This window comes from Pseudomonas sp. zjy_15, from assembly GCF_043101865.1.
In the GTDB taxonomy this organism is placed as follows: domain Bacteria; phylum Pseudomonadota; class Gammaproteobacteria; order Pseudomonadales; family Pseudomonadaceae; genus Aquipseudomonas; species Aquipseudomonas putida_Y.
Map to the genome: position 1 here is coordinate 41,396 of NZ_JBICII010000130.1, position 15,764 is coordinate 57,159.

Below are 15,764 nucleotides of genomic sequence, written 5' to 3' on the forward strand. Positions count from 1 at the left end.
ATGCAGGGGCAGGCGCTTGAGCCTCCCCCATTTTTTTCAGTAGGGAGAACCTTATGCGTCTTGTTTCCACACTTACCGGAGTAAGCCTCACCGGCATGATGCTGGCCCTGAGTGCCCCGGCCAGTGCTGCTGTCGACGCCAAGCTGCTCGAAATGCTCCGCGCCAATGGCTCGATCAACCAGGCGCAGTACAACGAACTGCAGGGCGACCTGGCAAAAGAAACCAAGGAAAAGGCCGACCAGAAAGCTCAGTCCGAACGTATGAGCTCCTTCGAACAAAAAGTGGCATGGGCCGCCAAGACCCAGATCAAAGGTGACGTGCGCCTGCGTTACGAAGACGTCAACGTCGACGACCCGAACAGCAGCAGCGGCAACCAGGATCGCCAGCGCGTGCGTGCCCGTGTCGGCTTCTACAGCGAGATCAACCCGCAGGTCGACGCAGGGGTTCGTATAGCCACTGGCAGCAGCGCCGACCGGCGCTCGACCAACCAGAGCCTCGATAACTACTTCGACAAGAAGTCGCTGTGGGTCGACCTGGCCTACCTCGACTGGCACCCGACTGCAGTCCCTAACCTGCACCTGATTGGCGGCAAGATGCCACAGCCTTGGGTGAGCATGGGCGACATCATCTGGGATGGCGACATCAACCCGGAAGGTGTGGCTGCCACTTACAAGGCTGACCTGGGCGGGGCCGAGGTCTTTGCCAGCGCCGGTCAGTACACCCTGAAGGATAACGTCGATGGTGACGGCGTCCAGTACAAGCACGATGCGCAGGTCTACCACGGCCAGCTGGGCGCCAAGTTTGCGCCGGCCGACGTGCTCAAGCTCACCGTGGGTGCCAGCATCTATGGTTACGACAACGACAAGGAAGCAGCCATCCTGCAGTCGTTCGGCAACACCACCAACGAGTTCAATCTGGTGGAAGGCTTTGGCCAGATCGACTTCACCGGCTTGGCCATTCCGTTGTCGGCCTATGGCCAGTACGTGAAGAATACCGAGAGCACCGATGGCGAAGATCAGGCCTGGCTGGCTGGCTTGAAAACCAAAATGGGCGCCTGGAGCCTGGACTACAACTACCGCGATGTGCAGCGTAACGCGGTGGTCAGCCTGTTCACCGATTCGGACTTCGGCAACGGCTTCACCGGTTCGCGTGGTCACAAGTTCAAGGTCGGTTACGAGATCGACAAGAACTTCTCCCTGGGTGCTGCCTATCTGATGGCCAAGACCGACCTGTCGCAGCTGCCGAACAGCAATGCTGACGTAGACACCCTGCAGGTTGATCTGGAAGCCAAGTTCTAAGCGACACCCTGCTCTGCTTCACCTGAAGCGGGAAATGCCGACCCCATCCGGCGTTTCCCGCTTTTTTGCCTGCCAGAAATGCATCGGCCACTTTCTACCGGGCGTTCACCGGTGCCGGCGCTACCGTATTCGCGGGTGAACCCGCTCCTACAACGGTCGGTGGTGTACACGCATGGGCGGTCCGGCACGGCCCGTCGTAGGAGCGGGTTTACCCGCGAAAGGGCCGGAACAGGCTTCTGCTCAATCAGCGCTTGCGCAAAATCACGCTACCGATCGAATACCCCGCACCAAACGAGCTCAACACGCCCAACGAGCCCTTTGCCAGGTCATCCTGGTACAGGTGGAAGGCAATCACCGACCCCGCCGAGCTGGTATTGGCGTAACGGTCCAGAATCACCGGTGCCTCTTCCTCGGCCACCTCACGCCCCAACAGTTTCTTGACGATCAGCTGGTTCATGCTGAGGTTGGCCTGGTGCAGCCAGAAGCGCTTCACGTCGCCCGGTTGCAGCCCGTTCTCCTGCAGGTGCTCACCGATCAGCTCGGCCACCTTCGGGCACACCTCGCGGAACACCTTGCGGCCTTCCTGGATGAACAGCTTGTCCGCAGCGCCTTCGCCCTCTTCCGCCGCACGGTTGAGGAAGCCGAAGTTGTTGCGGATGTTGTTGGAGAACTCAGTCCAGAGCTTGCTGCTGACGACGTCGAACTGGTGCGCCGAAGTGGCCTGGTCGGCACGCTCCAGCAACACGGCGGTGGCAGCATCGCCAAATATGAAATGGCTGTCGCGGTCACGGAAGTTGAGGTGGCCAGTGCACACTTCGGGGTTGACCATCAGCACTGCCCGCGCCTGGCCCAGCGCTACGCTGTTGGCGGCGGTCTGGATGCCGAAGGTGGCCGACGAGCAGGCCACGTTCATGTCGAAGGCAAAACCCTGGATACCCAATGCCTGTTGCACTTCGATGGCGATGGCCGGGTACGGGCGCTGCAAATTGGAGCAGGCGACGATCACCCCGTCGACATCGGCCGCCGTTCGGCCAGCGCGCTGCAGGGCCTGACGGGCAGCGGCCACGGCCATTTCACAGAGCACCGACGGTTCATCGTTGCTGCGCTCGGGCAGGCGCGGCTTCATGCGCTGCGGGTCTAGGATACCGGCCTTGTCCATGACAAAACGGCTCTTGATGCCCGAGGCCTTTTCGATGAACGCCGGGTCGGAGAGCGGCGCCGCTTCGACCTCTCCGCGCTCGATGGCGGCAGCGTTGTCCTGGTTGAACTGCTGCGACCAGGCGTTGAAGGAAGCCACCAGCTCTTCGTTGGAAATGCTCTGGGCCGGGGTGTACAGGCCGGTGCCGCTGATCACGACGTTATGCACGGTCGTTCCTCTGGTCAAAGGCCATCGCCACAAGGCGCTGGCTGGGAATATGACAGGTTAATGGCACTTTAGTGCCAATTCAGGGGCGTACATTTACCCCCGCAGGGCGGGCTTACCCGCCAAGGGCCGCAAAGCGGCCCCAAACGCCCCAAAGTTTGCCACAAATAATGAAGGTTAGCCTTCCACCTGACTCCATTGTTTGCTCAATCGCTTGTCAGAAATCGGCACCTTGGTCCCCAACTGCTGGGCAAACAGCGACACTCGATACTCTTCCAGCCACCAGCGGTACACGGTCAGTTGCTCATCGCGCTTGCCTTCCTGGGCATGCTTGTCGGCACGGGCCTTGTACTGCGTCCACAAATTGGCCAGCTCGCCGCTCCACACCCGGTCCTTCTGTACTTGCGAGCCAAGTTTCTCGAGGCGCAATTCAACCGCCTTGAGGTAACGCGGCAACTCCTTGAACCACACCCCAGGCGTTTCGCGCACGAAGCCCGGGTACACCAGGTTGCCCAGCTGCTGCTTGATGTCGTTCAGTGCCACCGCTTGGCTCAGGTCGATCTTGCCCTTGAAGCGTTTCTGCAGCCCATGCCACAGTTTCAGCACTTCCAGGGTCTGCCTGGCCAGGCGCTCGGCATGCTCGGCCCAGCTGCCGCGCTTGCGTTCAGCCAGCCCGGCCAAGGCCGCGCCATCACGTGGCAACGGTTGTTCGCCTTCAAGGATGCAACTGTCCAGGCTGGCCAGCAGAATGTCTTCGACCAGCGCCTCGACCCGCCCCATTTCACGGTACAGCAGGCCCAGTTCGGTCAGCCCCGGCAGCTTGCCGCGCAGGAACTTGGCCGGCTCGGCCAACTGCTGCAGCAACAGCCGTTGCAATGCGCGGCGGTGCTGGAACTCGGCTTCGGCCTGGGTCGAGAAGCGCCCTTCACGCACGGTGCCGTTGTCTTCCACCAGTGCCGGGTACACGGTCATCGACAGGCCGGCGATCTTCTGCTGGGCGGTCTGCTTCACTTCGCTGAAGGCCTTGGCCTGCACCGGCTGCTCACCCTTGGCGTCACGCGGCACGGCCAAGGCAGCCTGGCTGGCGGCAGCAAAGCGCGCGGTCAGTTCTGCCAGGTCGCGGCCTTCGCCAAGGAACTTGCCCTGGCCATCGACCACTTCGATGTTCATGCGCAGGTGGCCTTCGACCTGGTTGACCGACTCGTCCCAGGCCTCGTCCGACACACGTGCACCGGTCATGCGCAGCAGCTCCTGGCCCAGGGCCTGCGGCAGCGCCCCTTGGCCGAAGGTCATGCGCGCCAGCGAAGCCTTGACGAAGTCTGGCACCGGGACGAAGTTCTTGCGCAAGGCCTTGGGCAGGTTACGCACCAGCGCCACGCACTTGGCCTCCAGCAGACCTGGCACCAGCCACTCCAGGCGCTCGCCCGGCAGGCTCGGCAACAGCGGCGCCGGCACCCGCACCGTCACACCATCGCGGGGGTGGCCGGGCTCGAAGTGGTAGCTCAGCGGCAGACGCAAATCGCCCACCTGCATACTGTCGGGGTACTGTGCGGCGGTCACTTCGCTGGCCTCACGGGCCAGCACGTCCTCCTCGCGCATGATCAGCAGGTTGGCGTCCTTTTGGCTGCCCATGCGGTACCAACTGTCGAAGGTCGCCGTCTGGTGGATTTCTGCCGGCAGGCGCGCTTCGTAAAAAGCGTACAGCGTTTCTTCGTCAGCCAGAATGTCACGCCGGCGAGCCTTGGCTTCCAGCTCGTCCAGCTCTTCAAGCAGGCGCTTGTTGGCCGTCAGGCACTTGGCCCGCGACTGGATTTCGCCACCCACCAGGCCTTCGCGGATAAACAGCTCGCGCGAGGTCGCCGGGTCGATCGGGCCGTAGTGCACTGGCCGGCGGCCGACCAGGATCAGCCCGTAGAGGGTGATCTGCTCGTAGGCCACCACCTGCCCGCGCTTCTTCTCCCAGTGCGGCTCGAAATGGTTTTTCTTGATCAGGTGGCCGGCCAGCGGTTCGATCCAGTCCGGCTCGATCTTGGCCACCATGCGCGCATACAGCTTGGTGGTTTCGACCAGCTCGGCAGCCATGACCCACTGCGGGCGCTTGCGCCCCAGGCCCGACGACGGATGCACCCAGAAGCGCCGCTGGCGGGCGCCCTGGTAGTCGCCCTCTTCGGTCTTCTGGCCAATCTGGCTGAGCAGCCCGCTGAGGATTGCCTTGTGCAGCTTCTGGTAATCGGTCGGTTCCTTGTTCACCGTCAGTTGCAGGTCGCGGCAAATCAGCGCCAACTGACGATGAGCATCGCGCCACTCGCGCAGCCGCAAGTAGTTCAGGAACTGCTTGCGGCACCAGTTGCGCAGCGGGTTGGCGGTCAGCGCCTGGCGTTGTTCCTCGAAACCACGCCACAGGTTGACCAGCGCAGCGAAGTCCGAGTCCACGTCCTTCCACTGTGCGTGCGCCTGATCGGCGGCCTGCTGGCGTTCTGGAGGGCGTTCACGCGGGTCCTGCACCGACAGCGCGCTGGTGACGATCAGCACTTCCTGCAGGCTGCCCAGGCGTGCGCCTTCAAGCAGCATGCGGCCCAGCCGAGGGTCGATCGGCAAGCGCGCCAACTGGCGGCCAATTGGCGTCAGCTGGTTCTCGCGGTTGACCGCCGAAAGCTCCTGCAACAGGTTGAAGCCGTCGCTGATGGCTTTGCCATCTGGCGGCTCGATGAACGGGAAGGCATCGATTGCACCCAGGCGCAGGTGCAACATCTGCAGGATCACCGCCGCCAGGTTGGTGCGCAGAATCTCCGGGTCGGTAAACGCTGGCCGGCTGTTGAAGTCCTCTTCGCTGTAGAGACGCACGCAAATGCCAGGCTCGACCCGGCCGCAACGGCCTTTACGCTGGTTGGCACTGGCCTGTGACACTGCCTCGATCGGCAGGCGCTGGACCTTGGCGCGGTAGCTGTAGCGGCTGATGCGCGCAGTACCGGTGTCAATCACATAGCGGATGCCCGGCACAGTCAGCGAGGTTTCGGCGACGTTGGTGGCCAGCACCACGCGGCGCCCGGTGTGCGGTTGGAAGATACGCTGCTGCTCGGCCGGTGACAGGCGCGCGTACAGCGGCAAAATCTCGGTATGGCGCAGTTGCGCCTTGCGCAGGATCTCGGCGGCATCACGGATTTCCCGCTCGCCCGGCAGGAAGATCAGCACATCGCCGGGGCCCTTGCCTTCGCTGCGTTCGTGCTGTGCCAGCTCATCGAGGGTGGCAAGGATGGCCTGATCGACGGTGAGGTCGTCCTCGATCTGGTTGCCCTCTTCGTCCTGTTCGCTGGTCAGCGGGCGGTACCAGGTGTCCACCGGGAAGGTGCGCCCGGACACCTCGATGATCGGTGCGCCGTCGAAGTGCCTGGAAAAGCGCTCCAGGTCGATGGTGGCCGAGGTAATGATCAGCTTCAGGTCCGGTCGGCGATGCAGCAACGTTTTCAGGTAGCCGAGCAGGAAGTCGATGTTCAGGCTGCGCTCGTGCGCTTCGTCGACGATGATCGTGTCGTAGCGTTCAAGGAAGCGGTCGTGCTGGGTTTCGGCCAGGAGGATGCCGTCGGTCATCAGCTTGACCAAGGTGTTGGAATCGCTCTGGTCTTCGAAACGCACCTGGTAGCCGACCAGCGCGCCCAAGGGCGTGCCAAGCTCTTCGGCGACCCGCGCTGCCACGCTACGCGCTGCGATCCTGCGTGGCTGGGTATGGGCGATCAACCCATGGCTGCCACGGCCAAGCTCAAGGCAGATCTTCGGCAACTGGGTCGTCTTGCCAGAGCCGGTTTCGCCGGCAATCACCAACACCTGGTTTTCGGCCAGGGCCTTCTTGATTTCGTCACGCTTGGCGGCGATGGGCAGGTTGTCGTCGTAGCGTACGGTCGGCACGCTCTGCTGACGCGCGGTGACCTGAGCGCAGGAGGCCTGGACCTTCTCCACCCACTGCGCCAGCTTCGCCTCGTCGGGGCGCTTGCGCAGTTCGTGCAGTTGCCGGCGCAGGCGATGGCGGTCGGCAATCATGGCGTGGTCGAGGTTTTGCAGCAGTTTGTCGATGGCGTGGTCAGTCATGGGGCTTTTTAGTGATGCAGGTGAGCCTGCTTTTTCATGATCGGCATTCGGAAAGTCGGGCGATTGTCGCAGATTTGCGGATTCTCTGCTGCCTGCACGCTCCCTGTGGGAGCGGCCTTGTGTCGCGATAGGGCCGCAAAGCGGCCCCAGCAATTTCTGCGTGGTCGCTGATGGCCGGGGTCCGCTACGCGGCCCTTTCGCGACGCAAGGCCGCTCCCACTTTGACCGTGATGCTTTCAACACGAATGTTTAGCCAAGTGCGATGTAAAGGTTGCCATTCACTGCTTTAATCAACCTTACGCCGCATGTGAGTATCAAAGGCATGACTCCCGCCCAGCCCATCGCCCCACCGTCGTCCCGCCCTTCGCTGCCGAAGGCCCGGAGGCGTGCCGGGGAAAATCCGCTGGTCCACATCATCCTCGCCTTCTGGGCCTTGTGGCACTGCCGTCACGCGCGCCCACCGGACACCTCGCTCACGCCATTGTGACCAAACCCGGCCACCTTCTGGCCGTTTGACTCAACCGGGCCGCCTGCTTGCGCGGTGGCCCTGCGCGTCTATGAGCGAATTGATCATGCACTTTGCCCCTGTAGAGCAGGCTACCCGTTTTCTGGCCGACAACCCCGATATCGAGCTGTTCGAACTGTTCATCCTCGACGCCAACGGCGTGCCACGCGGCAAGCTGTTGCACCGCGAGGAACTGCTGGCCGTGTACCAGACCGGCCGGCCACTGCCCAGCACCATCCTGGGCCTGACCCTCAATGGCGACGACGTGGAAAACTCCGGCCTGGTGTGGGACGTCGGTGATATCGACTGCCGTGCCTACCCGCTTGACGGCAGCCTGGTGCGCCTGCCCTGGCGCCGGGTGCCAACTGCCGCAGTGCAGGTGAGCATGCACCCCAGCGAGGGGCTGCCGGCCAGCATCGCTGACCCACGCCATGTGCTGCTGCGCACCATCGAAGCGCTGAAGGCTGACGGTTATCACCCGGTGATGGCCTGCGAGCTGGAGTTCTACCTGCTTGACCAGCAGCGTGATGCCCAAGGCCGCCCACAACCGGCGCTGGACAACGATGGTGGTCGCCCCCGCAGCACCCAGGTCTATGGCCTGCGCGAACTGGAGCAGATCGAACCGTTCCTCGCCGACCTGTACGCTGCCTGCAAGGCCCAAGGCATCCCGGCGCGCACGGCCATTTCCGAGTACGCCCCCGGCCAGGTAGAAATCACCCTGGAGCATGGCGATGCGCTGCAGGCGATGGACCAGGCGGTGCGCTACAAGCGCCTGGTAAAAGGTGTGGCCCATGCTCACGGCATGCAGGCCTGCTTCATGGCCAAGCCATTCGCCCAACTGGCCGGCACCGGCATGCACATGCACCTGAGCCTGGCCGACAGCGCTGGCAACAACCTGTTCGCCAGTGAAGACAAGGCCGGCACCCCGTTGCTGCGCCAGGCCGTGGCCGGCATGCTGCGTCACCTGCGCGACTCGCTGTTGCTGTTCTGCCCCAACGCCAACTCGTACCGCCGTTTCCAGGCCAACAGCTATGCGCCCCTGGCGCCAACCTGGGGCGTGGACAACCGCACCGTGAGCCTGCGCGTGCCGGGTGGCCCGGCCAACAGCCGGCATGTGGAGCACCGCATCTGTGGCGCTGATGCCAACCCTTACCTGGCTGCAGCGGCGATCCTTGCTGCCAGCCACCGGGGCATCCGCGAACAGCTTGACCCAGGCGCCCCCGTTGAAGGCAACGGCTATGCCCAGGCCACCGAACACCTGCCCACCGACTGGCTGACCGCCCTCGACGCCCTGCAACATTCCGATTGGGCCCGCGAAGCATTGGGCGAAGACTTCCTTGGCGTGTACCTGAAGGTCAAGCGCGCCGAGTACCGCCAGTTCATGGCCGAAGTCAGCGAACAGGACTGGCGCTGGTACCTGCACCAGGCCTGAGCCCCCACATAACAAGGAACACCCATGAATGCAGCATTGAACAACGGCCCGGCGCAGCGCGCGCCGTCCTATTACAGCGCTACCCTCAACGACCACAGCGAGTACCCGCAACTCAAGGGCACAGTGCAGGTGGATGTGGCGATCATCGGCGGTGGCTTTACGGGCGTGGCCACGGCGGTGGAACTGGCCGAGCGCGGCCTGAAGGTCGCCATCGTCGAAACCAACCGCATCGGCTGGGGCGCCAGCGGGCGCAACGGTGGCCAGGTCACCGGCAGCCTGTCGGGCGACGAGGCCATGCGCGCGCAGATGCGCAACCACCTGGGCGCCGAAGTCGACGATTTCATCTGGCACTTGCGCTGGCGCGGGCACCAGGTGATCGAGCAGCGCGTGGCGCGCTATGGCATCGATTGCGACCTCAAGCGTGGCCACCTGCATGCAGCCATGAAGCCTTCGCACATGAACGAGCTGCGTGCGTTCGAGGCCGAAGCACGACGCCGTGGCATGGGCGAGCAGGTGCAACTGCTCGACCGCTCTGCAGTGGCGGAGCATCTGCAAAGCCCGCTTTATCTGGGCGCGCTGAAGAACCTGCGCAACCTGCACCTGCACCCACTCAACCTGTGCCTGGGCGAAGCCCGTGCCGCGCATGGCCTGGGTGCACTGATATTCGAAAATTCGGAAGTGCTGGACATCGTCCACGGCCCGCGCCCGGCGGTGGTTACCGCCCACGGCCGGGTGGAAGCACGCCAGGTGATGTTGGCCGGTGATGTGTATCACAAGCTGGAAAAGCGCCAGCTCAAGGGCAAGATCTTCCCGGCCATGGGCGGTATCGTCACCACCGCGCCCCTGGGTGAGCTGGCCGAGCAGATCAACCCACAGGACCTGGCGGTGTACGACTGCCGCTTCGTCCTCGACTACTATCGCCTGACAGCCGACAAACGCCTGCTGTTCGGCGGCGGCGCCAACTACTCCGGCAAGGATTCACGCGACATCGAAGGCGAATTGCGCCCCTGCATCGAACGCACCTTCCCGGCATTGAAGGGGGTGCCGATCGAATTCCAGTGGAGCTGCGCCATGGGCATCGTGGTCAACCGCATTCCGCAGTTGGGCAAGCTGTCGGACAACGTGTGGTACTGCCAGGGTTACTCGGGGCACGGCATTGCCACCAGCCACATCATGGGCGAGATCATGGCCGAAGCGTTGACCGGGACGCTGGAGAAGTTCGACACCTTCGCCCAGTGCAAGCATGTGCGGGTGCCGATGGGGGACTTGCTGGGGAACCCGCTGCTGGCGGCGGGGATGTGGTACTACCAGATGCTCGAGAAGCTGCGCTGAGTTGCGCGGATGTAGGAGCGGGTTTACCCGCGAAAGGGCCGGCCCTGCTGACCGATCTCCACCCGCCGTTCACCGTTGTCGCCACTACCGTATTCGCGGGTAAACCCGCTCCTACAGGGGCTCACAATGTCTGAAGACGGCGCCGCATCTTATTGTGGGGCCTTGTGTCGCGAAAGGGGCGCATAGCGCCCCCAACCATTGTCGCATCGCCGCCAAAATCCCAGGGCCGCTTCGCGGCCCTTTCGCGACACGAGGCCGCTGCCACACTGAGCGTGCAGGCTTATAGTCAGGCGATCTTCTTCAAGCCTTGCTTCTTGAGCTCTTCATCACGCAGCTCGCGGCGCAGGATCTTGCCCACGTTGGTGGTTGGCAGCGAATCGCGGAACTCGATATGGCGCGGTACCTTGTAGCCGGTAACGTTGGCACGCATGTGCTCCATCACCTGTTCCTTGGTCACGGTCATGCCCGGCTTGACCACGATGAAGACCTTGATCACTTCACCCGACTTCTCGTCCGGCACACCAATGGCTGCGCACTGCAGCACGCCCGGCAAGGCCGCCAACACATCTTCCAGCTCGTTGGGGTACACATTGAAGCCCGAGACCAGAATCATGTCTTTCTTGCGGTCGACGATACGCATGTAGCCATCGGCCTGTATCAGGGCGATGTCACCGGTCTTCAGCCAGCCTTCGCTGTCGAGAATCTCGGCCGTGGCGTCTTCACGCTGCCAGTAGCCCTTCATCACCTGCGGGCCCTTGACGCACAGTTCGCCCACCTCGCCAAGCGGCAGCTCTTTGCCGGCGTCGTCGATGATCTTGCACAGGGTCGACGGCACCGGAATACCGATAGTACCCACCTGGTTCGCTTCCGACGGGTTCACCGCCGCCACCGGGCTGGTTTCGGTCATGCCGTAGCCTTCGCAGATGGCGCAACCGGTAACGGCCTTCCAGCGCTCGGCCACACTCAGCTGCAGGGCCATGCCACCCGACAGCGTGATCTTCAGCGCCGAGAAATCCAGGGCACGGAATGCCTCGTTGTTGCACAGGGCAACGAAAAGGGTGTTGAGGCCGACAAAGCCGCTGAACTTCCACTTGCCCAGTTCCTTGACCATCGCCGGCAGGTCTCGCGGGTTGCTGATCAGCACGTTGTGGTTGCCGATCAGCATCATCGCCATGCAATGGAAGGTAAACGCATAGATGTGGTACAGCGGCAGCGGGGTGATGAGGATTTCGCAGCCTTCGTGCAGGTTGGAGCCCATCAGTGCCCGGCACTGCAGCATGTTGGCCACCAGGTTGCGGTGGGTCAGCATGGCGCCCTTGGCCACGCCGGTGGTACCGCCGGTGTATTGCAGCACCGCCACGTCGTTGGCCTGCGGGTTGGCTTCGGTCACTGGCTGGCCCTTGCCCAACGCCAGGGCGTCATTGAAACGCACGGCCTGCGGCAGGCTGTAGGCCGGCACCATCTTCTTCACGTACTTGATCACGCTGTTGATCAACAAGCGCTTGAGTGGCGGCAGCAGGTCGGCCACTTCGGTGACGATAACGTGCCTGACCTGGGTTTTTGGCACCACTTTCTCGGCCAGGTGAGCCATGTTGGCCAGGCACACCAGGGCCTTGGCACCGGAGTCGTTGAACTGGTGTTCCATCTCCCGCGCGGTGTACAGCGGGTTGGTGTTGACCACGATCAGCCCGGCACGCATGGCACCGAAGACCGCGACCGGGTATTGCAGGACATTGGGCAATTGCACGGCAATGCGGTCACCCGGCTTGAGGTCGGTATGCTGCTGCAGCCAGGCGGCAAACGCCCCCGACAACGCATACAACTCGCCATAAGTGATAGTCTTGCCCAGGTTGCTAAAGGCCGGTTTGTCGGCAAAGCGTTGGCAGGATTGCTTGAGTACCGCCTGGATATTGGGGAATTCGTCAGGATTGATTTCCGCCGTAATCCCGGCTGGGTACTTATCCTTCCAAAAATTTTCGATCATGGAAGCCCACTCCTTCAGCAACAGCGAAGTTCGATTCACGCGTCGATGCGCTTATTATTGATATGGGATGACGGTTCGTTGCAAACCGGATCATCTGGAAGCGGGCCGAGAGTAACAGCTTTGTCCGGGGTCGCCTAGAGGCCAAAACAGGCCTTACGGTCACAAAAGTGACTCAATGAACAATACAGGTCATTTTTAGAGTAATTATCCAAAATGTCGCAGATAAGGCTGTATAGAGCCTGTTAGAGCGGTTTAAGGCATTCGCGGGTAAACCCGCTCCTACATTGGGCGGTGTAGGAGCGGGTTACCCGCGAAGACGCCATCCCCGTATCAAGCTATATCGCGCAACTCCCGCCGCAATATCTTGCCCACCGGCGTCATCGGCAACGATTCGCGCAGCACGATGTGCTTGGGTACTTTGTAGCCGGTGAAGTTGGCCTTGCAGTAGGCCTTCAGCTCATCAACGCTCACCCCGCCCTCGCGCGGCACCACGAACAGCTTGACCGCCTCGCCTGAACGCTCGTCCGGCACGCCGATAGCCGCACAGTTGGCGACCTTGGGATGCCCCATCACCACATCCTCGATTTCGTTGGGGTACACATTGAAGCCCGAGACGATGATCATATCCTTCTTGCGGTCGACGATGCGGGTGAAGCCGTCCGGGTCGATCACCGCGATATCACCGGTCTTGAACCAGCCTTCTGCATCCAGTGCCTGGGCCGTTGCCTCGGGCTGCTGCCAGTACCCCTTCATGACCTGCGGGCCTTTGATGCAAAGCTCGCCCCGCTCGCCCAGCGGCAGTTCGTTGCCGTCATCATCGATGACCTTGAACGCAGTACCCGCCACAGGGATGCCCACCGTCCCCAGACGCGCCAGCTGGCCGTATGGGTTGGTGCTGGCTACAGGCGAGGTTTCTGTCAGGCCGTAGCCTTCAACGATGCGGCACCCGGTAAGGTTTTCCCAGCGCTCGGCGGTGGCCTTGACCAGCGCTGTGCCACCAGAATTGGTGACCTTCAGCGCCGAGAAGTCCAACTGACGGAAGCCCGGGTGGTCCATCAGTGCGACAAACAGGGTATTGAGGCCCAGCAAGCCAGAGAAACGCCATTTGCCCAGCTCCTTGATGAAGCCGGGAATATCCCGCGGGTTGGTAATCAGCACATTATGGTTGCCGGTCACCATCATGCACATGCAATTCGCGGTGAATGCATAGATGTGGTAAAGCGGCAGCGGCGCGATCATCACCTCCTGGCCGTCCTTCAGCAGCTTCTGCCCATCGGGGCCGTGCTGCGAAAAGCAGGCCAGCACCTGCAGCATGTTGGCCACCAGGTTGCCGTGGGTGAGCATGGCGCCCTTGGCCAGGCCAGTGGTGCCGCCGGTGTACTGCAGCACAGCGATGTCATCGAGGTTCAGCGACACCGGTTTGGGCGACAGCCCGCGGCCCTCGCGCAGCACCTGCTTGAACGGCACCGCTTGAGGCAACTGGTAGGCCGGCACCATCTTCTTCAACTTGTCGACCACGGTGTTGACCAGCCAGCCCTTGGCGGTCGGCAGCAGGTCGCCCATCTTTGCCTCGATCAGGTACTCGATACCGGTATCGGGCAGCACCTCCTGCACGCGCTTGCCGAACATGTTCAGGTACACCAGCGCACGCGCGCCGCTGTCCTTGAACTGGTGGCGCATCTCGCGCTCGGTGTACAGCGGATTGGTGTTGACCACGATCAGTCCGGCGCGCATGGCACCGAAAACGGCGATGGGGTACTGCAGCACGTTGGGCATCTGCACGGCGATGCGCTCACCCGGCTTGAGGTCGGTGTGCTGCTGCAACCAGGCAGCGAAGGCTGCCGAATGGCGCTCCAGTTCCGCGTAGCTGAGGGTCACGCCCAGGTTGCTGAACGCCGGGCGGTCCGCAAAGCGCTTGCAGGAGCGTTCGAACACCTCGACGACCGAGGCGTAGGCATTGATGTCGATGGTGGAAGGCACGCCCGCCGGGCGCTTGTCATTCCAGAAGTCGGCTTGCATTTATTATTGTTCCTCTGCCTGGACCTGCACTGCGTCCTTTAGTCCTTTGCCTGACCGCCTACTGGCGAAAAGGCGTTGATTCGACGTTAGCAGGTAAACCCAAGGTGGCATATACGCCAAGTCCCGCCATTAACATTGTGAATCTTATTTGTGCCCCTCCTGCAATCCGGCCGGTTGTGCATACACTGTTCGGGTAACCGCGCGCACAAGGACCCGCCATGCACCACGACGCCTTCTGGCTGCCCGCCAGTGAGCACTGCAGCCTGTATGTATACCAATGGCTGCCGGCCACACCGGTAAAGGCCGTGGTGCTGCTGGCCCATGGCATGGCCGAGCATGCCGGGCGCTACCAGCGCCTGGGCCAGGCCCTGAGCGAGGCCGGCTTTGCTCTGTTCGCTGCCGATCAGCGTGGCCACGGGCGCACTGCCGAACTGGGCAACCTCGGCCTGTTCGCCCGCCATCATGGCTGGAATGCCGTGGTCAACGACCTGGGATGCGTGGCCCAGCACATCGGCCAGCAGTTCCCGTGCACGCCGCTGTTCCTGTTCGGCCACAGCATGGGCAGCTACATCGCCCAGGCCTACCTGCTGCATCACAGTGGCAGCCTGCACGGGGCGATCCTCAGCGGCTCCAACTACCAACCGGCCGTGCTGTACCGCGTTGCGCGGCTGATTGCCCGGCTGGAGTCCTGGCGCCAGGGGCCACTGGGCAAGAGTGCACTGATCGAATGGTTGTCCTTCGGTTCGTTCAACAACGCCTTCAAGCCCAACCGCACGGCATTCGACTGGCTCAGCCGCGACCCGGGCGAGGTCGATCAGTACGTGAATGACCCGTTATGCGGCTTTCGCTGCACCAACCAGTTGTGGCTCGACCTGCTGCAAGGCTTGGCGCAGATCAGCCAGCCGGGTAACCTCGCGCAGATCGATCCCAACCTGCCGATGCTGGTGATCGGCGGTGAATGTGATCCGGTCAGTGCCGGCAAGCGTCTCACCCATCTGGCCGACGCCCTGCGCGCGACCGGCAATCGACATGTACAGTTGCGCGTCTATCCTGATGCGCGGCATGAAGTACTCAACGAAACCAACCGTGGCGAGGTCATCGCCGACATTCTCGGCTGGCTTGAACAGGCGCTGGCCCTTGGCCGCCCTGCGCGCAGTGAATGATAGTCGCCCTCGCCCAACGCTTAAGGAAGCATCGATGTCCCAGGTCACCAACACGCCTTACGAAGCCCTCGAAGTCGGCCAGAAGGCCGAGTACAAGAAGTCCGTAGAAGAACGCGACATCCAGCTGTTCGCTGCGATGTCCGGTGACCACAACCCGGTTCACCTGGATGCCGAGTTCGCCGCCAAGAGCATGTTCCGCGAGCGTATTGCCCATGGCATGTTCAGCGGCGCGCTGATCAGTGCTGCAGTGGCCTGCACCCTGCCGGGCCCTGGCACCATCTACCTGGGCCAGCAAATGAGCTTCCAGAAGCCGGTGAAAATTGGCGACACCCTGACCGTGCGCCTGGAAATCCTCGAGAAGCTGCCCAAGTTCAAGGTGCGCATCGCCACCAATGTGTACAACCAGAACGATGAGCTGGTGGTCGCGGGTGAAGCCGAGATCCTGGCGCCGCGCAAGCAGCAGACCGTCGAGCTGGTGTCACCGCCGAATTTTGTGGCTAGCTGACGTGTGATGCAGCCAGCCTCTTCGTCGAGGCTGCTCTCCTGGGTAACCCGCTAATTCGTTGATTTAGCGGGAATCCTGCG

Annotated in this window: 9 protein-coding genes; 5 read left to right on the plus strand and 4 right to left on the minus strand. The window is 62.5% G+C overall.

All coding sequences use genetic code 11. The features are described 5' to 3' along the window. Positions 1-53 precede the first annotated feature (53 nt). Positions 54-1,298 carry a putative porin gene (locus tag ACF8EF_RS24545; RefSeq protein WP_176685577.1) on the plus strand — a complete coding sequence of 415 codons (1,245 nt, stop codon included), beginning with the start codon at positions 54-56 and terminating at the stop codon, positions 1,296-1,298. Positions 1,299-1,542: 244 nt separating this feature from the next. On the opposite strand, the gene ACF8EF_RS24550 is transcribed toward ACF8EF_RS24545, so the two are convergent. After that, entirely contained in the window at positions 1,543-2,664 is a 1,122-nt protein-coding gene (locus tag ACF8EF_RS24550) for a beta-ketoacyl-ACP synthase III (RefSeq protein ID WP_176685578.1), read from the minus strand. 174 nt (positions 2,665-2,838) lie between these two features. Continuing rightward, complete coding sequence (hrpA, locus tag ACF8EF_RS24555; RefSeq protein ID WP_209967506.1) at positions 2,839-6,744, minus strand: ATP-dependent RNA helicase HrpA; 3,906 nt, start codon at positions 6,742-6,744, stop codon at positions 2,839-2,841. 572 nt (positions 6,745-7,316) lie between these two features. Here hrpA and ACF8EF_RS24560 point away from each other — a divergent pair. Continuing rightward, entirely contained in the window at positions 7,317-8,681 is a 1,365-nt protein-coding gene (locus ACF8EF_RS24560) for a glutamine synthetase family protein (RefSeq protein WP_339443854.1), read from the plus strand. 24 nt (positions 8,682-8,705) lie between these two features. After that, positions 8,706-10,013, plus strand: coding sequence for an FAD-binding oxidoreductase (locus tag ACF8EF_RS24565; protein ID WP_021783406.1), 1,308 nt, complete (start codon positions 8,706-8,708; stop codon positions 10,011-10,013). A gap of 286 nt (positions 10,014-10,299) precedes the next feature. Here ACF8EF_RS24565 and fadD1 read toward each other — a convergent pair whose 3' ends face one another. Both fadD1 and fadD2 read right to left on the minus strand, forming a co-directional pair. After that, a complete protein-coding gene (gene fadD1, locus ACF8EF_RS24570; RefSeq protein ID WP_176685580.1) occupies positions 10,300-11,997 on the minus strand; it encodes a long-chain-fatty-acid--CoA ligase FadD1 in 1,698 nt (565 codons plus the stop codon). A gap of 330 nt (positions 11,998-12,327) precedes the next feature. After that, complete coding sequence (gene fadD2, locus ACF8EF_RS24575) at positions 12,328-14,016, minus strand: long-chain-fatty-acid--CoA ligase FadD2 (protein WP_176685581.1); 1,689 nt, start codon at positions 14,014-14,016, stop codon at positions 12,328-12,330. A gap of 218 nt (positions 14,017-14,234) precedes the next feature. Between fadD2 and ACF8EF_RS24580 the strand changes: the two genes are divergently transcribed. Both ACF8EF_RS24580 and ACF8EF_RS24585 read left to right on the plus strand, forming a co-directional pair. Beyond that, positions 14,235-15,179: an alpha/beta hydrolase gene (locus ACF8EF_RS24580; protein ID WP_209967513.1), complete on the plus strand. Its 945-nt coding sequence runs from the start codon at positions 14,235-14,237 to the stop codon at positions 15,177-15,179. 34 nt (positions 15,180-15,213) lie between these two features. Further along, positions 15,214-15,684 carry a MaoC family dehydratase gene (locus tag ACF8EF_RS24585; protein ID WP_003254624.1) on the plus strand — a complete coding sequence of 157 codons (471 nt, stop codon included), beginning with the start codon at positions 15,214-15,216 and terminating at the stop codon, positions 15,682-15,684. Positions 15,685-15,764 lie beyond the last annotated feature (80 nt).

Excerpts from the sequence above, each read along its gene's own strand:
- ACF8EF_RS24565 (WP_021783406.1), top strand. The coding sequence starts at position 8,706 with ATGAATGCAGCATTGAACAACGGCCCGGCGCAGCGCGCGCCGTCCTAT.
- ACF8EF_RS24585 (WP_003254624.1), top strand. The coding sequence starts at position 15,214 with ATGTCCCAGGTCACCAACACGCCTTACGAAGCCCTCGAAGTCGGCCAG.
- hrpA (WP_209967506.1), bottom strand. The coding sequence starts at position 6,744 with ATGACTGACCACGCCATCGACAAACTGCTGCAAAACCTCGACCACGCC.
- ACF8EF_RS24560 (WP_339443854.1), top strand. The coding sequence starts at position 7,317 with ATGCACTTTGCCCCTGTAGAGCAGGCTACCCGTTTTCTGGCCGACAAC.
- fadD2 (WP_176685581.1), bottom strand. The coding sequence starts at position 14,016 with ATGCAAGCCGACTTCTGGAATGACAAGCGCCCGGCGGGCGTGCCTTCC.
- fadD1 (WP_176685580.1), bottom strand. The coding sequence starts at position 11,997 with ATGATCGAAAATTTTTGGAAGGATAAGTACCCAGCCGGGATTACGGCG.
- ACF8EF_RS24545 (WP_176685577.1), top strand. The coding sequence starts at position 54 with ATGCGTCTTGTTTCCACACTTACCGGAGTAAGCCTCACCGGCATGATG.
- ACF8EF_RS24580 (WP_209967513.1), top strand. The coding sequence starts at position 14,235 with ATGCACCACGACGCCTTCTGGCTGCCCGCCAGTGAGCACTGCAGCCTG.